The 16,241-nt window shown below is 71.5% G+C and carries 13 protein-coding genes; 6 read left to right on the forward strand and 7 right to left on the reverse strand.

Features of this window, described 5'->3' with window-relative positions; all coding sequences use genetic code 11:
- The first annotated feature begins 402 nt into the window (after positions 1-402).
- Complete coding sequence (locus K8556_RS17095; protein ID WP_223741146.1) at positions 403-945, forward strand: HNH endonuclease; 543 nt, start codon at positions 403-405, stop codon at positions 943-945.
- A 90-nt stretch (positions 946-1,035) separates the two neighbouring features.
- Entirely contained in the window at positions 1,036-3,858 is a 2,823-nt protein-coding gene (locus K8556_RS17100; protein WP_223741147.1) for an AAA family ATPase, read from the forward strand.
- 85 nt (positions 3,859-3,943) lie between these two features.
- On the opposite strand, the gene K8556_RS17105 is transcribed toward K8556_RS17100, so the two are convergent.
- The 3 genes from K8556_RS17105 to K8556_RS17115 form a co-directional block, all read right to left on the reverse strand.
- A complete protein-coding gene (locus tag K8556_RS17105) occupies positions 3,944-4,744 on the reverse strand; it encodes a hypothetical protein (protein ID WP_223741148.1) in 801 nt (266 codons plus the stop codon).
- Positions 4,745-4,854: 110 nt separating this feature from the next.
- Entirely contained in the window at positions 4,855-6,438 is a 1,584-nt protein-coding gene (locus tag K8556_RS17110; protein ID WP_223741149.1) for a M56 and MltD domain-containing protein, read from the reverse strand.
- Positions 6,435-6,836 (reverse strand): BlaI/MecI/CopY family transcriptional regulator, encoded by a 402-nt coding sequence (locus K8556_RS17115; protein ID WP_223741150.1) that lies wholly within the window; start codon positions 6,834-6,836, stop codon positions 6,435-6,437. The genes K8556_RS17110 and K8556_RS17115 overlap by 4 nt, the downstream gene beginning before the upstream one ends.
- A gap of 156 nt (positions 6,837-6,992) precedes the next feature.
- On the opposite strand from K8556_RS17115, the gene K8556_RS17120 reads away from it, so the two are divergent.
- Genes K8556_RS17120 through rimO form a run of 4 tightly spaced genes read left to right on the forward strand, consistent with a single transcriptional unit; the run spans position 6,993 to position 11,720 of the window.
- Positions 6,993-8,633 (forward strand): ribonuclease J, encoded by a 1,641-nt coding sequence (locus tag K8556_RS17120; protein WP_223741151.1) that lies wholly within the window; start codon positions 6,993-6,995, stop codon positions 8,631-8,633.
- A 30-nt stretch (positions 8,634-8,663) separates the two neighbouring features.
- The gene (locus K8556_RS17125) at positions 8,664-9,161 is read left to right on the forward strand and encodes a YajQ family cyclic di-GMP-binding protein (RefSeq protein WP_223741152.1); all 498 of its coding nucleotides are present in this window, start codon (positions 8,664-8,666) and stop codon (positions 9,159-9,161) included.
- A 15-nt stretch (positions 9,162-9,176) separates the two neighbouring features.
- On the forward strand, positions 9,177-10,286 hold the full coding sequence (locus tag K8556_RS17130) for a hypothetical protein (RefSeq protein WP_223741153.1): 1,110 nt from the start codon (positions 9,177-9,179) through the stop codon (positions 10,284-10,286).
- Between the two features lie 33 nt (positions 10,287-10,319).
- Positions 10,320-11,720: a 30S ribosomal protein S12 methylthiotransferase RimO gene (gene rimO, locus K8556_RS17135; protein ID WP_255651873.1), complete on the forward strand. Its 1,401-nt coding sequence runs from the start codon at positions 10,320-10,322 to the stop codon at positions 11,718-11,720.
- A gap of 160 nt (positions 11,721-11,880) precedes the next feature.
- Here rimO and K8556_RS17140 read toward each other — a convergent pair whose 3' ends face one another.
- The 4 genes from K8556_RS17140 to obgE form a co-directional block, all read right to left on the reverse strand.
- Positions 11,881-13,299, reverse strand: coding sequence for a hypothetical protein (locus tag K8556_RS17140; RefSeq protein ID WP_223741155.1), 1,419 nt, complete (start codon positions 13,297-13,299; stop codon positions 11,881-11,883).
- 14 nt (positions 13,300-13,313) lie between these two features.
- A complete protein-coding gene (locus K8556_RS17145) occupies positions 13,314-14,111 on the reverse strand; it encodes an outer membrane lipoprotein carrier protein LolA (protein WP_223741156.1) in 798 nt (265 codons plus the stop codon).
- An 82-nt stretch (positions 14,112-14,193) separates the two neighbouring features.
- Positions 14,194-14,877, reverse strand: a complete 684-nt coding sequence (locus K8556_RS17150) for an RNA methyltransferase (protein WP_223741157.1) — start codon at positions 14,875-14,877, stop codon at positions 14,194-14,196.
- A gap of 4 nt (positions 14,878-14,881) precedes the next feature.
- The gene (gene obgE / locus K8556_RS17160) at positions 14,882-16,222 is read right to left on the reverse strand and encodes a GTPase ObgE (protein WP_304503976.1); all 1,341 of its coding nucleotides are present in this window, start codon (positions 16,220-16,222) and stop codon (positions 14,882-14,884) included.
- Between the last annotated feature and the right edge of the window lie 19 nt (positions 16,223-16,241).

Genomic DNA, 16,241 nt, shown 5'->3' on the forward strand with positions numbered 1-16,241 from the left:
ATTTTCGCCGCCGTCGCTGGGAGCGAAAGGAGCGGTCCCGATGCGCCAGGCGACGAAGCAGGCCCCGATGAACCTCGAGCACCTGAACCCTTCCGGTCACGGCATCGACGCGGCCTCGCGTCCCAGCCCGGCGACCGCTCCTTCCACGTGCCGCTGGCGGGACTTCGCGTCCTTTCGCCTCGCCTCGCCCGGCTCCTGAAGGCGTCACGCCCCGTCCCTGACGCGGCATGCCCCTGGAGGCCGGGCTCCCCACAAGGGGACCCGGCCTTCTTCACGTCCGGGCTCCCGCTCCCCTTCCGCTTCCCACCCATAGGCCGCGCACCGGGTGCAGTCCGAACTCCAAATCCGGACGAGCAGGGTTCGACTCCCTGGCGGCCTGTCCCGCCCGAAAGGCCCCGTGTCATGGAAACGCTGGTGCTGAGCCAGTCCTATGAACCTGTCGCACGCATCCCGTGGCAACGCGCCATCATGCTGCTCGTCCAGGGCAAGGTGGAGGTCGTCGAGGAGTACGAGGACCGCGTCATCCGCTCGGTGACGGTGGAGCTGCGCATGCCGTCCGTCATCCGCTTCGTGCGCGCCCTGTGGAAGGGCCCGCGCGGCGTGCGCTTCAGCCGGGAGAACGTCTACCAGCGCGACCAGTGCCGCTGCCAGTACTGCGGCCGCAAGGTGACCCGCCCGGAGGCCACGTACGACCACGTGCTGCCGCGCGCGCAGGGCGGCCGCACGAGCTGGGACAACATCGTCATCGCCTGCGTGCCCTGCAACCAGAAGAAGGGCAACCGCACCCCGGCGCAGGCGCGCATGACGCTGCGCACCGTGCCCGCGAAGCCGAAGCGGCTGCCGGACGCGCTGGTCGTGTCGTTCCTCATGGAGAAGGGCCTGCCCCTGTCCTGGCGCAAGTTCCTGAGGGACGTGGCCTACTGGCACACGGAGCTGGAAGCGTAGGGTCCCCGGCCCGCGGAATGGGCCGGGACTTCGCTTCCGCGCCGCACCGGTTAGAGTGCCGCACGTCGAGGGGGCGTTCCGGACCACACCATGGCGACGAGGAAGAACGAAGACCAGGAGCGGCTCATCGACCGCGACCTCACCGCGATGGCGCGCGAGGGCAAGCTGCCGGCCGCCCACGGCGTGGACACCGCCGTGACGGAGGTGCTGGGGCTGCTGGCGCGCGGAGGCAAGCACCCGCTGCTGGCGGGTGAACCCGGCGTGGGCAAGAGCGCGCTCGTGCAGGAGGTGGCCCGCCGCATCGCCGAGGGGCGCGTGGACGGCGACCTGGCCCAGGCGCGGCTCGTGGAGGTGTCCGTCGCGAACATCCTGGCGCGCAGCACCCAGCGCCAGGCCGCCGAGTCCTTCGAGGAGCTGCTCACCCACCTGGGCCGCCACCCCTGCCCCATCGTCTACATCCGCGACCTGCCGGTGGCCCTCGGCGGCCCCCTGGCCCCCGTGGCCGTGCGCGCGCTGCGCACCGGCGGGCTGCGCTTCATCTTCGAGACCGAGCCCAAGCGCGTGCAGGAGCTGCTGCGCGCCGACGAGGCCCTGGCGGAGCGGCTGCACCTGCTGCCTTTGAACGAGCCGTCGCTGGAGAAGGCGCGCTGGATCGTCGGCCGCGTGGCGGAGGAACTGGAGCGCGAGCTGCGGCTGCCCATCGACCCGGCCGCGTGCGACCTGGCGCTGCGGCTGTCCGCGAAGTTCCTCCTGGCGCAGCACATGCCGCGCAAGGCGATCGAGCTGCTCAAGGAGACGGCGGCGGAGGCCGCGGGCGTGGCGCGCGACCACGTGGGCCCGGAGGACGTGCTCACCCGCTTCTGCGCCGCCACGCGCCTGCCCCGCTTCGTCGTGGACGACGCGATGCCGCTGGACCTGGAGGAGACGGAGCGCTTCTTCGGGGAGCGGCTGCTCGGCCAGACGGACGCGGTGGCCGCGGTGCTGCGCTCGGTGGCGCTGCTCAAGGCGGGGCTCAACGACCCGCGCCGTCCGCTGGGCGTGTTCCTCTTCGCCGGCCCCACGGGCGTGGGCAAGACGCAACTGGCGAAGCTGCTGGCGGAGTACCTCTTCGGCTCCGCCGACAGGCTGGTGCGCCTGAACATGGCGGACTACCCCAACGACGGCGACGAGAGCGTCCCCTTCGGCGCGTCGTGGGCGCCCGCGCTGGAGACGCGGCGCGGAGAGCTGTCCGCGCTGCTCGACGGCAAGGTGTTCACCGTGCTGCTGCTGGACGAGTTCGAGAAGGCCGCGCGCAGCGTGCACGACCGCTTCCTCCAGCTCTTCGACGAGGGCACCTTCGTCAACGGCGCGGGCGAGGCGGTGTCGTGCAACAACACGCTCATCGTGGCCACGTCCAACGTGGGCTCGGAGGTGTACCGCGAGGCGGGCCTGGGCTTCGCCGCGCACAAGCGCGCCGAGGAGCAGGTGTCGGAGGTGGACCGCCGCATCGCGGAGGCCTTCCGCCCGGAGTTCCTCAACCGCTTCGACGCCATCTGCCACTTCCGCCCGCTGTCGCGCGTGGACATCCGCAAGATTGCCCAGCGCGAGGTGGGCCGCGTGCTGGAGCGCGAAGGCATCCGCGCGCGCGCCCTGGACGTGGAGGTGACACCGGAGGTCGTGGACCGGCTGGTGGAGCGCGGCTACTCGCCGCAGTTCGGCGCGCGCTACCTGCAGCGTGAAATCGAGAAGACGCTCACCGCGGCGCTCGCGGTGGAGATCGCCCGCAGGCCCCTGCCGCCCGGCACGCCCGTGCGCGTGGAGGCCCGTCCCGGAGGCCGCGTGGTCGCGGTCGCGGAGCCCGTGCCGCCGCCCCGCGAGGTGACGGCGCAGTTGCTCCTGCCCACGCCGAAGGCCGCGGCGGTGAAGCGCCGGTTGGACCGCAAGTCGCTGCTGATCGAAATGGACCGGCTGGTGGGCCGCGCCCGCGCGCTCGCCGAGTCCACGGGACGGCCGGAGCTGGAGACGCGCCGGGCCGCGCTGCTCGCGGAGACGCAGGCGCCCAACCTCTGGGACGACCCGCGGCGCGCGGCGGAGGTCCTCCGCGCCTTCCGCACGGTGGAGGCGCAGTTGGGAGAGCTGGACCGCCTGGAGGCCGCGTGCCACTTCGGGCGCCGGCTGGTGCGCGAGGCGAAGAACGAGATGCAGTTGGGCTCCGCGGCGAAGCAGGTGGAGGAGGTCGCGCGCGAGGTCCAGATGGCGGAGGCGCTGCGGGCCGCCGGGGCCACGCCGCTGGACAACGAGGCGCTGGTGGACATCTGCGCCAGCGACACGTCGGAGCAGCAGGCCGTGTGGGTGCAGGAGCTGGCCACCATGTACCTGGGCTGGGCGCAGCGCCGGGGCTACGAGGCCACCGCCGTCGCGGAGGCGGACGCCCCCGCGCGCGTGGTGGTGCGCATCGCCGGTCCGGGCGCGTATGGGTTCCTCGCGGGCGAGGCGGGGCTGCACCGCCGCCTGGAGGACGAGAAGCGCCAGCGCGCGTACGTGCGCGTGCACCGGGGCGGACCGCTGGAGGAGGTGGAGCGGGAGCTGCTGGTGCTGGAGGGCCGGCCGGTGAAGAGCCGCGAGGGCGAGTACCTCCAGCGCGTGCGCAACGAGGTCACCGCGAAGGACGAGGCCACGGGCCGCGTGCTCACGCTCATTGGCGCGGGAGAGCTGGACGAGCTCAAGGGCATCGCCGCGCGAGTCGTCGCCGGACAGGGCGCCAGCACCGACGAGGCCCGCCGCTACTTCCTGGGCCGAGGAGCGCGGGTGGAGGATCCACGCACGGGCGCGGGGACGCCCCGCGTGAAGGACGTGATGCGCGGTGAGCTGGACGTGTTCATCGCCGCGTGGATCTCCCGCCCGCCCCCGGAGGGCTCCACGCCGCTGCCCTGAGCGGCCGGGGCCTCCGCCCCGACGAGGACCGCCGCCCGGACCGCCCGTGCCGCGCACTGGAGCGGCCGGAGCCGCGCATGCACGCTCAGGGCAGGTCGCCCCGGGCCACGCCCAGGCGCATGGCCTCCGCGAGCACGTCCAGGCCCTGCGCGGTGTTGATGCGGGAGTGGGACGTGGCGCCGCTGACCACCTGCACGGCTCCCCCCAGCACGAAGGGCAGGGGCCGGCGGCCCAGCCGCAGGAGCCGCTCGTCGTAGAACGCGGCCGGGGCGCGCTCACGCACCAGGCGCGCCAGGGCCACCATGTTCGCGGTGCGCGACGGCTGCATCGCGGGGCCCAGGCACGAGAAGTCGAACCCGATTTCGGGAAGCACGGCGCCCCGGCCGTCGCGGTCGAAGACGAAGACGACCTGCGACGTCTCCTCCTGCGAGCCGCGCACGCTCTTCTCCGCCGTCTTCGTCATCTTCAGGCCGCCCGTGATGAGGGCCGTGCCCAGCGCCACCTGCGTCTTCTTCTCCGTGTGCTCGCTCTGCGTGCGCAGGGACGACGCGCCCCGGAGGATGACCGTCACGTCCTCCCAGGCCATGGTGAGCGGCGCGCCCGCGCGAGGCGTGAACGTCGCCTGCGCCGTGCCGAACGTGACGGTGCGTGCCGTGACGCGCTCCGCGACCTCCGACTCGTCGATGGCGAGCGCCGCGAGCCCCGCGTCCCGGAGGGCCTTCACCAGGGCATCCGCCGCATCGGGAGCCAGGCGTGCAATCAGGGCGGGAGGCTCGGGGGCCAGCCGCATGCGGGCCTCCGCCGGGGCCATGCCCGCAGCGGCGGCGAGCACCTGGGCGGCTTCTGGAACCTCACCCGCGGGACGAACGAGCGCGACGATCTTCATGGCGTTTCCCACCCCTGGCGCTGAGCGACGCCATCCTCGCGCGAAAGCGGGGTGGCGCGCATCCGAACCCCGGCGCGGCGGGGACATTCCCCCGGGCGGTGGACAAACGCTCAGTCGAGCAGGTGCGGGTTGCGCAGCAGCAGCACTCCGGCCTGCACGGTGGCGGTGTAGCCGTTGAGCTTGCCGGTGCGCACCAGCTCGCTCACGTCGCGCACGCCGGTCTCCGCGAGGACGCGGTCCACCACGCCCTCCCCCTGGTTGTAGGCCGCGAGCGCCAGCCGCCAGTCGCCGTAGCGTTCATACAGCGCTTGGAAGAGCGCCGCGGCGGCCTCCGTCTCCCGCGCCACGTCCAGCCGCTCGTCCCGCCCCGCCTCCACCTTCAGGCCGTAGCGACGCGCCGTCTCCGGGATGAACATCCACACGCCCGCGCCCCTCGGCCCCGGCGCCATCGACGGCTCGCGGGACGTCTCCGGCAGGTTGCTCACCGCCGACTCCACCATCGCCACCGCGAGCAGCCCCTCCGGCAGGGAGCGCGAGCGCAGCGTGCCCGTCATCGCCTCCCGGTGCGCCTGGAGGTTCGCCAGCGCCTTGCGCATGAAGTCGCGGCCCTTGGGCGTGGTGACGAACGTGTTGAGCTGTTCGACCACGGCGGCGTCCACCACCACCGGCAGGTCCCCCGCCTTCCGCCCCGCCTCCGCCAGCGCGCGGGCCTCCGTCAGCGACACCGCGCGCCCCCGCGCCGCGCCCTGCGCCCACAACGCCAGCGGCGCGAGCACCAACGCCAGCGACAACGACAGACCCAGGGTGCGCACGGAGCTACGGGGACGGGGCTGGAACAGCATGTGGATCCTCCTGACAGTGGGGTGGGACATGCCGGTGACACCGGCGGGAAGAGAGAGGGCCGCCGGGACACGCAGCGACGCCTGCAACAGGCACCGCGCATACGCCTCCGCGGACACGTGCCTCACGGCGACGAGCGCCTCGTCACAGGCGAACTCCTGACGCTCCGCCAACCACCGCGAGAACGCCCGGGCGAACGGATTCCAGAAGAAGGCGCTGTCGAACCCCAGCCGCGCATAGGCAAACACCGTGTCCCGCTGCCGGTGGTGTTGCAGCTCGTGCCGCACCGTGAGCCGGAGCGCCTCCGCGTCCTCCAGCACCTCGGCGGGAACCACCACCCACGCGCCGCCACCGGGGAACCACACGGAGAACGCACCGTCCCCCAGCACCACGCGCACCCGGCCCACGCGGCGAAGCACGGGCAGCGTCGCGAGCTTCCGCCGCAAGCGCGCGTACCGCCGCAGCTCCCACGCCAGGAACGCCAACGCCCCCACGCCCACCAGCCCCACTCCGACCATCGCCCCCGGAAGGCCCAGGCCCGAGGACCGCGTCCGCGGCGCGGCGCCGGGCACGGGCCGCGCTTCGACAGGCGTCAGCGGCGCGGCGTAGCCCGCCAGGGAACGCTCGAACTTGAAGAGTGGCGCCGACGGCATCCACTCCCGCGCCGCGAGCGCCACGAACGGCAGGAGCACCGCCAGCCCCAGCGTCACCCGGCCCACGCGCAGCGCCTGCCGCGCGTCCAGCCGCCGCTCCATCCCCAACGCCAGCGCCGCGCGCACGAGCCCGAAGCCCACCGCCACCAGCACCGCCGCCGTGAGATACGCGCCCAGCACCTCCCGAGCGACGACGCTCATCCCCGGCCTCCCTTGCGGCCCAGCAGCTTGCGGATCTGCTCCACCTCCTCCGGGGACAGCGGCACCGATTCCACCAGCCGGGCCACCAGCGAGGACGGCGTCCCGTCGAACACCGTCGCCACCAGGTGGCGCACGCTCTGGGCCTCGTAGGCCTCGCGAGACAGCCGCGCCGAGTACAGGTGCCCCCGCCCCTCCTTGCGGCTCCGCACCACGCCCTTCTGCTCCAGGATGCGCAGCACCGTGGACACCGACGTGTAGGCCAGCTTGCGCTCCGGCGGCAGCGCCGCGAGCACGTCCGCCACGCTCACCTCCCCCAGCTTCCACACGAGCTGCATCAGCTCCAGCTCCACGGGCGTGAGCGGCTTGGACTCCTCGGAGGATGACGGCGGCTTCGTCACGGGCAGGGCCTCCCCGGCTGCGAACTAAATCCTTAGTTCCAATACAACTAAGCCTTTAGTTCGAATCCGTCAAGCAGGCGGGCGCTGGCTCGCGGTGGCAGGGGGTGTGCGGATTCCCACGCACGGGAGGGGCCGGGCCCTTAGACTTCCGGGCACATGCTCCACGTCATCCCTCTGGGCGGCCTTGGCGAAATCGGCCTGAACGCCATGGTCCTCGCCTGTCGTGGGGAGATGCTGCTCATCGACGCCGGCCTGATGTTCCCTTCGTCGGGAATGCCCGGCGTGGACATCATCGTCCCGGACTTCACGCACCTGCAGCGCAACGCGGCCCAGTTGAAGGGCGTGCTCCTCACGCACGGGCACGAGGACCACATCGGCGCGCTCCCCTATCTGCTGGGCGACGTGCCCGTCCCCATCTACGGCACGCGCTTCACGCTCGCGCTCGCGCGTCAGCGCCTGGAGGAGCTGGGCGTGAAGGCGGACCTGCGCGAAATCGAGCCGCGCACGCCCTTCCCCGTGGGCAGCGTCTTCAACGTGGAGGCCACGCGCGTGACGCACACCGTGCCGGACGCGGTGGGCTTCATCGTGCGCTCTCCCGAAGGCACCGTCATCCACACCGGCGACTTCAAGCTGGACCCCGACCCCATCGACGGGCTCAAGACGGACCTGGAGCGCTGGGGCGAGGCGGGCGACGAAGGCGTGCTGTGCCTGCTGTCGGACTCCACCAACTCCGAGCACGTGGACGAGACCGGCAGCGAGCGCGTGGTGCAGACCACCTTCGAGCGCCTGTTCCACGAGACGAAGGGCCGCGTCGTCGTGGCCCAGTTCTCCTCCAACCTCCACCGCATCCGGCACCTGCTGGCCCTGTGCGAGCGCACCGGCCGGCTCGTCGCGCTCCAGGGCCGCAGCATGGTGCGCAACGTGGAGCTGGCGCGGGAGATGGGCTACCTGGACGTGCCCGACTCGCTCTTCGTGCACCTGGACAACGTGCCCAAGCTCGCGCCCCACCGCGTGGCCGTCATCACCACCGGCGCGCAGGGCGAGCCGCGCGCGGGCCTCACCCAGTTGGCGAACGGCGACGGGCCCGTGCGCCTGGAGCCCGGCGACACCGTCATCGTCAGCGCCCGGCCCATCCCCGGCAACGAGCGCTCCGTGGGCGCGCTGCTCGACCAGCTCCACTGGCGCGGCGCCCGCATCGTCTACGCGCAGGTGGAGCCCGGCGTGCACGTCTCCGGACACGCCAGCCGCCCCCAGCAGCGCCGCGTCCTGGAGTTGATCCGCCCCCGGAACTTCATCCCCGTGCATGGGGAAGTCCGGCACCTGCACCGACACCTGACCACCGCGCGCGAGGCCGGCATGGCGGCGGAGGGCCTGCTGCTGGCCCACGACGGGGACGTGGTGACGTTCGAGGAGGGGCGGGGCCGCTTCACTGGCAGCGTGCCTTCAGGGCGCCTCATGATGGAGCGCTCCGGGGACGGGGTGGTGACGCCGGAGACGCTGGTGGAGCGCAACCGGCTGGCGGAGACGGGGGTGGTGGCCGCGGCGGTGGTGCTCCGGCGCGACACCCAGGCCCTGGTGGCGGGGCCCCAGCTCTCCGGCCAGGGGCTCGGCCCGGACGAGCAGGGCGTGCTGGCCCGGGTGGCCCAGGAGGCGCGGGCCTACTTCGAGGAGCTCAACCCCCTGCTCCGGGGGGACGACGCCCTGGTGCGGGAGGAGCTCACGAAGGCGGTGAAGCGGGCCTTCAAGCAGCACACCTCCCGGCGCACCCTGGTGGTCCCCTTGGTCGTCCGGGTGTAGGTATGTTAAGGGCGCGAAAAGGTCCCCCCCATGCCCTCCTTCGACGTCATCTCCAAAATCGACCTGGCTGAGCTCGACAACGCGGTCAATCAGACCCGGAAGGAGCTCAGCACCCGCTACGACTTCCAGGGCGTGAAGGCCGAAATCGAAATCGCCCCGGACCACTCCGCGCTCACGGTGAAGACCAACAGCGAGGAGAAGCTCCAGGCCGCCAAGGAGGTCCTCCTCGGCAAGCTGGCCAAGCGCGGCATCAGCCTGCGGGTGCTGGAGTTCGGCGACATCGAGAAGACGGGCATGAGCAACGTGAAGCAGCCCATCAAGCTCCAGCAGGGCATCCCGGTGGAGAAGTCCAAGGAGCTGATCAAGCTGCTCAAGGAGTCCAAGCTGAAGGTGCAGGGCTCCATCCAGGCGGATCAGCTCCGCGTCACGGGCAAGAACCGCGACGACCTGCAGGAGGCCATCGCGCTGTTCCGCAAGGAGCAGGACAAGCTCAAGCTGGACATGCAGTTCACCAACTTCCGCGACTAGAGGGGCCTCTTCGCCATGTCCGCCATCCGTCTGGCCTCCCTCGGCCTGCTGCTCGCCACCTCCGCCTTCGCCCAGGACGCGGCGCCCCGTCCCAGCAAGCCGGTGCCCGTGCTCAAGAAGGCCCCCCGGCCGGAGAAGGGGCTCAAGGACTTCGGCTCGCCGCTGGTCCTCAAGCCGCTGTCCACCGAGGGCGCCACCGCCAACTTCTCCGCCCGGGTGGGCTGGCGCAAGGACACGCTCTTCGTGGGCGTGGAGGCCACGGACAACCAACTGCTCGCGGGTGACGTCATCACCCTCACGCTCTACTTCCCGGACTCGGGGCCCACCTCCACGGGCTACACCTACCGCTTCGCCTTCGACGGGCAGCGCACCTCCGGGGCGGACAGCGGCACGCCGAGGTTCGCGCAGGGCCTGGTGAACGCCGCCGTGCACCGCCAGGGCGACACGCTGTCGGTCGTGGCGATGATTCCCGTGCGCGCCCTGCCCCGCTTCCCCGCGGTGGATCCGCTCGTCATGGACCTCTGCATCACCTACGAGGACCAGGACCAGGTGGGCGCCAAGGCGGTGCCGGTGTCCAACTGCAAGGGCGGCACGATGCCGGAGGGCGAGTCGCTGCGCCTGCCGGACGAGGCGCGCAAGAACCTCAAGCTCAAGCCCCCGGAGAACGTCACCGCCCTGGAGGCGGCCCCCACCGGCTGGCTGGGCTGGGGCGTGCTCAGCTACCCCAACTGGGCCCAGGGTGACGCGCCCCTCACGCCCGGCTCGCTGCGCGAGCTGGTGGCCCCCAACGCGGTGGACGCGTCCAAGATGGGCGTGAACCTGCCGGAAACATTGAGCCTGCCGGACGGGCGGCCGGTCGTTACCGTGCTCACCGGGAAGAACCCCTATGCCGTCGAGGGTCAATGCGACTCCGATGACGAGCTCCGGATGGGGCTCTACGTGGTGTCGGGGAAGACAGCCCAGCGGGTGCTCGACTGGCCGGCCGCCACCTGTGCGCTGGGTCGCGCCACCTCGGTGGAGCTGGAAGAAGACGGGGCGCTGAACATCGGTTACTCGAACGGCGCCATCATCAACTTCGTTTGGAGTGCGGACCACTTCGAGCGGACGCAACTGGGAAAGCGGTAGACGCGCGTGGAAGAGACCAAGAGCCTGTACATGATGACCCTCGGCTGCCCGAAGAACCGGGTGGACTCCGAGGTGATGCTGGGCACGCTGCGCACGCGTGGCTATTCGCTCGTGCAGGAGGCCTCGCAGGCCGAGGTCATCGTGGTCAACACGTGCGCCTTCATCGGCCCTGCGAAGCAGGAGTCGGTGGACTCCATCCTGGAGATGGCGGAGCTGAAGAAGTCGGGCGCGTGCAAGACGCTCGTCGTCACCGGCTGCCTGTCCCAGCGCTACGGCCAGGAGCTGTCGCAGGAGATGCCGGAGGTGGACCACTTCCTGGGCACCAGCGCGTACGCCCAGATTGGTGACCTGCTGGCGGCCGAGGCCACGCCGCGCCAGGTGATTCCGGATCCGGAGTACATCCACAACGCGGAGACGCCGCGCGTCAACTCGATGCCGAAGTACACGGCGTACCTGAAGATTTCGGAAGGCTGCGACAACGCCTGCGCGTTCTGCATCATCCCCAAGCTGCGCGGTGCCCAGCGCTCGCGCCCGGTGGCGGACATCGTGGCGGAGGCGCAGAAGCTGGCGGACAGCGGCGTGCAGGAGCTGAACCTCGTCGCGCAGGACCTGACGGCGTACGGGCATGATCTGCCCGGCAAGCCGAAGCTCCACGAGCTGCTCAAGGAGCTGGTGAAGGTGGACGTGAAGTGGATCCGCCTGCACTACGCCTACCCGCGCGTGTTCCCGGACGAGCTCATCGACGTCATCGCCACCGAGCCGAAGATCGCCAAGTACCTGGACATGCCGGTGCAGCACGCCAGCGACAAGCTGCTGTTGTCCATGAAGCGCGGCCGCAACTCGGAGTTCCTCAAGAAGCTGCTGGGCAAGCTGCGCGAGCGCGTGCCGAACCTGGTGATGCGCACCTCGCTCATCGTCGGCCTGCCGGGTGAGACGGAGGAGGACTTCGAGCTCCTGAAGGAGTTCGTGAAGGAGCAGCGCTTCCAGCGCCTGGGCGTGTTCCAGTACTCGGACGAGGAGAACACCGCCGCGTTCGACCTGCCGAACAAGGTCCCGGCGAAGACCATCGAGCGCCGCTGGCGCGAGGTGATGGCCATCCAGAAGCGCATCAACCGCGAGCAGAACAAGAAGCTCGTGGGCCAGAAGCTCACCGTGCTGGTGGAGGGCCCCAGCGAGGAGTCCGAGCACCTGCTGGTGGGCCGCCACGAGGGCCAGGCGCCGGAAATCGACGGGCAGGTCTACATCAACGACGGCCTGGCGTACCCGGGCGAGTTCGTCACCGTGGAGGTGACGGAGGCGCACGACTACGACCTCATCGCCCGCGTGGTGGAGCGTCCGGATCCGAAGCAGCGCGCGCACACCCCGCGCGAGGCCCCGCCCGCGCCCGTGCCGCTGAAGGCGCTGGTGCGTCCGCCGGAGCCGCGGCCGGAGTAATCCGTCACCGCGAAGGCCGTGCCCGGGGCCCGCCCCGTCCTCCCACCCGGAGGCGGTCGCGGGCCCGAGCCGTTCGTGGGTGCCGCTGCGCCGGTGACCGGTCAGCACACGCCATGTCGATGCCGCGGGCGGTCGCCGCTGCCCGAGCCGTTCGTGGGTGCTACTTCGGATCCTCGGGCTCCAGCTCGCGCTCCTCGACAGGCGGCGGCTGCGGGCCCGAGCCCTTCGTCGGCACCGCCACGCCCTCGCCCAGCGGCGTGGGCTGGCACTCGCACACGGTGCGCCGCGACGCGGACTCGGTGACAAAGGCGCACGTCGTGGGGCACTCGGGCTGGCGCCCCTCCTCCACCAGCGACACGGCGTAGCTCTTCGCGCCCTGGAGCGCGGCGTGGCACGCGGGCAGCGTCTTCGCCAGCGAGGCCCACGGCAGCCGGTGCTGCGTATTGGCGCCGCGCGTGGTGGTGGGGAAGCTCAGGCCCACCTGACAGCCCGTCTCCAGGCGCTGACCGTCCGCGCCCCTGGGCTCCACGTAGAGGCGCACGCCCTCCGGCACGTCCCGGAACACCTCTCCGGAGAGGGCCACCGCGCCGTCGGGCTCCGCGCGCACGAAGAGGCCGTAGCAGGCCTCCTCGCTGAACGCGCCACCCTCGCCCGCGCACTGCTGCCGGCCTCCGCCCTCGGGCGTGCGCACGTGGGGCCTGCGCAGCACCAGCGCCCCACCCTGCGCGTCCACGGTGGCCGTGAAGCGGCCCCACACGTCCGGCCCCAGCCGGCCCAGGCTGCTCTGCGACGGCCAGCGCCCCGCGGCCTCCATCACCAGCGGCTTCACGCCCAGGCCGTCGGCCACCTCCACCGCGTCCACCACGAAGGTGCGCGGCGGCAGGCCCGCGGCCGTCTCCAGCGGCTGAAGCCCCAACCCCAGCGCGGGGTCCACCGCCAGGCGGGAGAAGGGCTCACGCGTGCCCAGCACGAAGGGGCCGGTGATGCTCGCCCCCCCCTGCGTCACCTGCACGGCCAGGAGCGGCCAGTCGCCCAGCGGCTCGCGGCTCAGCTCCACGACGTGCGACTCGCGCACCGAGTCCGTCGCGCGCAGCTCCGCGTCGTAGGCCTCCCGGGGGCGTGAGGCGGTGAAGGTCACCTCGCGGCGCAGCGGATCCACCGTGAGGGCATACGGGAACAGCACGTCCTGCCCCAGCGTCACCGAGCAGCCCGTCTCACCGGAGAGCAGCAGCGTGCGCAGCGGCGGCGACACCGGGCCCACCGTCACCGGCGGGGCCGGCACCTCCGGCCAGGAGCGATGGCCGCCGGAGGACTCCGGCACGCGCGCGGTCCCCGCGGCCACGGGCGGCGCGCCGTCGAAGCAACTGGAGGACACGAGCGACAGCGGCCGCGTGACGTCCAGCACCACCGGCACGGCCCGGTTCCCCAACCGCCCCGCCACCGTCAGCCGCAGCGCGGGCGACGACAGGAGGGGCAGCGTCTGCCCCGCGAGGCTCGTGGGACGTGAAGGGCCCGCGGGCGCGGCGGAGTGACACCCCGCGCCCAGCAGCACGCATCCGGCCAGCAGCACGCCGCGCATGGAGGGCGGCCGTCCTACTGCGCCTTCTTGGTGAAGTCGTCCACGCGGGTGCCCTCGGGCGGGTTCAGCTTGAAGCTGTCCGCGGAGATGCCCACGTTCGTCTTCAGGTCCAGGAAGGCGATGGTGTTCTCACTGCCGTCCGGATCCACCACCGTGCTCTTGAGCACCTGCGCCGTCGAGGGGTCCACCTCCAGGCGCACCTGGCGGAAGCGCGGCTCGTTCTTCAGCGGATCCAGCACCAGCAGCGTGCCCTTGCAGTCCTTGCAGTCGCCCTTGGTGATGGCGAACTCGTCCGCCAGCTTCCCCTGGCCGAAGAGGAACGTCACCGACGCGGAGAGCTGGCTGGTGTCCATGGCCGCCACCGACAGCGTCTGCGCCTCCGGGTCGTGCATGTAGACCTTGTTGCCCGCGAGCACGAAGGTCCGCTTGGACGGGTTCTCGTACTCCCAGCGCATCAGGCCCGGCTTCTTGTAGGTCACCGTGCCCGTGGACGTCTGCGTGCGGCGGAAGGCCTTGTACTTGTAGTCCTGCTTGAAGCCCGCCTTGAAGTCGCCCGTCTTCTCGTAGAAGGCCTGCATCCGGTCCACGAGCGTCTTCACCTCGGGCGTCATCGGCTTGGGCGCGGGCTTCGTGGCGGCCACGCTCGCGTCGCCAGACTTCGCGGCGGGGGGCATGGCGGCCGTGCCGGCATCCGAAGGAGCGGCGGGCTTCGGCGCGGCGGCGGGGGCCTTGGCGGCGGCCGCGGGCTTCGGTGCGGGCGCGGGGGTGGGGGCCTGCGTGAGCAGCGCGAAGAGCAGGGATTCCAGCAACATGGCGTGCGCCTCCGGAGCGGGCCCCCAAAGGCGCCCGCAGGGTCCATCTACCGCATCCGGACGGGCCCCGGGGCGCCGGCATTCACCGCTGTGTGGCTTTGACCAGACGCTTCCGCTGCTTCACGCCCAGCAGGTAGAAGCGCTCCCGCAGCGCCTGGGCCTCCTCGGGGGAGAGGTCCCCGGAGCCCCCTGCCAGGTGCTCGTCCCGCCAGGCGATCGCCCGGGTGATGCAGGCGGACGCCGCCGCGGAGATGTTCAGGCTCTGGCTGAAGCCCTTCATGGGCACCCAGAAGGTGCCGTCCACGCCGGTGAGCACGTCGTCGCTCACGCCGTAGCGCTCGTTGCCGAACACCATGGCGAACTTCGTGTCGAAGCGCAGGCTGTAGAGGTTGGTGGCCCCCTCACGCAGCGCCGACGCGTAGAGGCTGAAGCCCCGCCCCTTCAGGTGTTCGCGGCACTCCGCGAACGTCTTGTAGAGGTGCACGTCCAACCACTTGTCGCAGCCCTGGGCCACCCGCGAGTTGGGGATGAAGGGCGCTTCCGGGTTGATGACGACGTGCACCTCCTGCACGCCCATGGACTCGCAGGTGCGCAGCACCGCGGCCATGTTGAAGTTGTCCTCCAGCCGGTCGAGCACCACCACGAAGTTGCGCGTGCGCTGGCTGACGACGCGGTCGATCTTCTCCTTCCGCACGTCGAGTAGGAACTGCTCCGGCTCGACGACGTCGCGCTCGAACTTCTCGTAGCGGGGGCCTCCACCAGCCATCGGCTCAGCGCCTCCCGCCGGACTTCTTCGCCGGGGCCTTCCGGGCGGTCTTCTTCGCGGCGGCCTTCTTCACCGGAGCCTTGCGTGAGGTCTTCTTCGCGGCGGCCTTCTTCACCGGGGCCTTGCGTGAAGCCTTCTTCGCGGCGGCCTTCTTCGCCGGAGCCTTGCGCGCCGCCTGCTTCGCGGCCTTCTTGGCCGGAGCCTTCTTCGCGGGAGCCTTCTTGGCCGGCGCCTTCTTCGCGGGAGCCTTCCTGGCCGGAGCCTTCTTCGCGGGAGCCTTCTTGGCCGGCGCCTTGGAGGCGGACTTCTTCGTCGGCATCTCGACGTGGAGCTTGTCGGTATTGCCGGTGAAGAGCACCTCCGCCACCGCGTCCATCAGGGGCTGCATGCCCTCGCCCGTGGCGCAGGACACCGGGTACACGCGGATGCCCCGGCGGCGCAGCGCCTCCATGAAGGGCCCCAGGCGCTCGCGGCCCTCCGTCAGGTCCTGCTTGTTGGCGGCCACCACCTGCGGCTTGCTGGCCAGCTCCGCGCTGTACTTCTTCAGCTCCGTGTTGAGGATGTTGAAGTCGTCCAGCGGCTTGCGGCCCTCGCCCTCGGCGCCCATGTCGATGAGGTGCACCAGCACCTTGCAGCGCTCCACGTGGCGCAGGAACTGGTGGCCCAGGCCCACGCCCTCGCTGGCGCCCTCGATGATGCCGGGGATGTCCGCCATCACGAAGGACAGGTTGTCCTTGTACTGGACCATGCCCAGGTTCGGCACCAGCGTGGTGAACGGGTAGTCCGCCACCTTCGGCCGCGCCCGGCTCACCCGCGAGATGAACGTGCTCTTGCCCGCGTTGGGGAAGCCCAGCAGGCCCACGTCCGCCAGGAGCTTCAGCTCCAGCCGCAGGGTGATCTCCTCCCCCTTTCCGCCGTCCTGCGCGAAGCGCGGCGTCTGGCGCGTGGAGGTGGCGAAGTTCATGTTGCCCAGGCCGCCCCGGCCGCCCTTGGCCGCCACGAACCGCTGGCCCGGGTCGCTCAGGTCCACCAGCAGCTCGCCCGTCTGCTCGTCGCGGATCAGCGTGCCCACCGGCACCTGGAGGACCAGGTCCTCGGCGCCATGGCCGTTGCAGTCGCTGCCCATGCCGTGCTCGCCGCTCTTGGCCCGGTGGTGCTGCTGGTAGCGGTAGTCCAGGAGCGTGGTCAACTGCGGGTTCGCCACGAACACCACGGAGCCGCCATTGCCGCCGTCCCCTCCGTTGGGGCCGCCGCGCTCGATGAACTTCTCCCGCCGGAAGGCCACGGCGCCGTTCCCGCCGTCTCCCGCCTTCACGTAGATGCGTACTTCGTCGACGAACTTCATGGGGCCAACGCCCTCCTGG

Origin of the sequence: Corallococcus sp. AS-1-12, from assembly GCF_020036995.1 — a bacterium.
GTDB lineage: Bacteria > Myxococcota > Myxococcia > Myxococcales > Myxococcaceae > Corallococcus.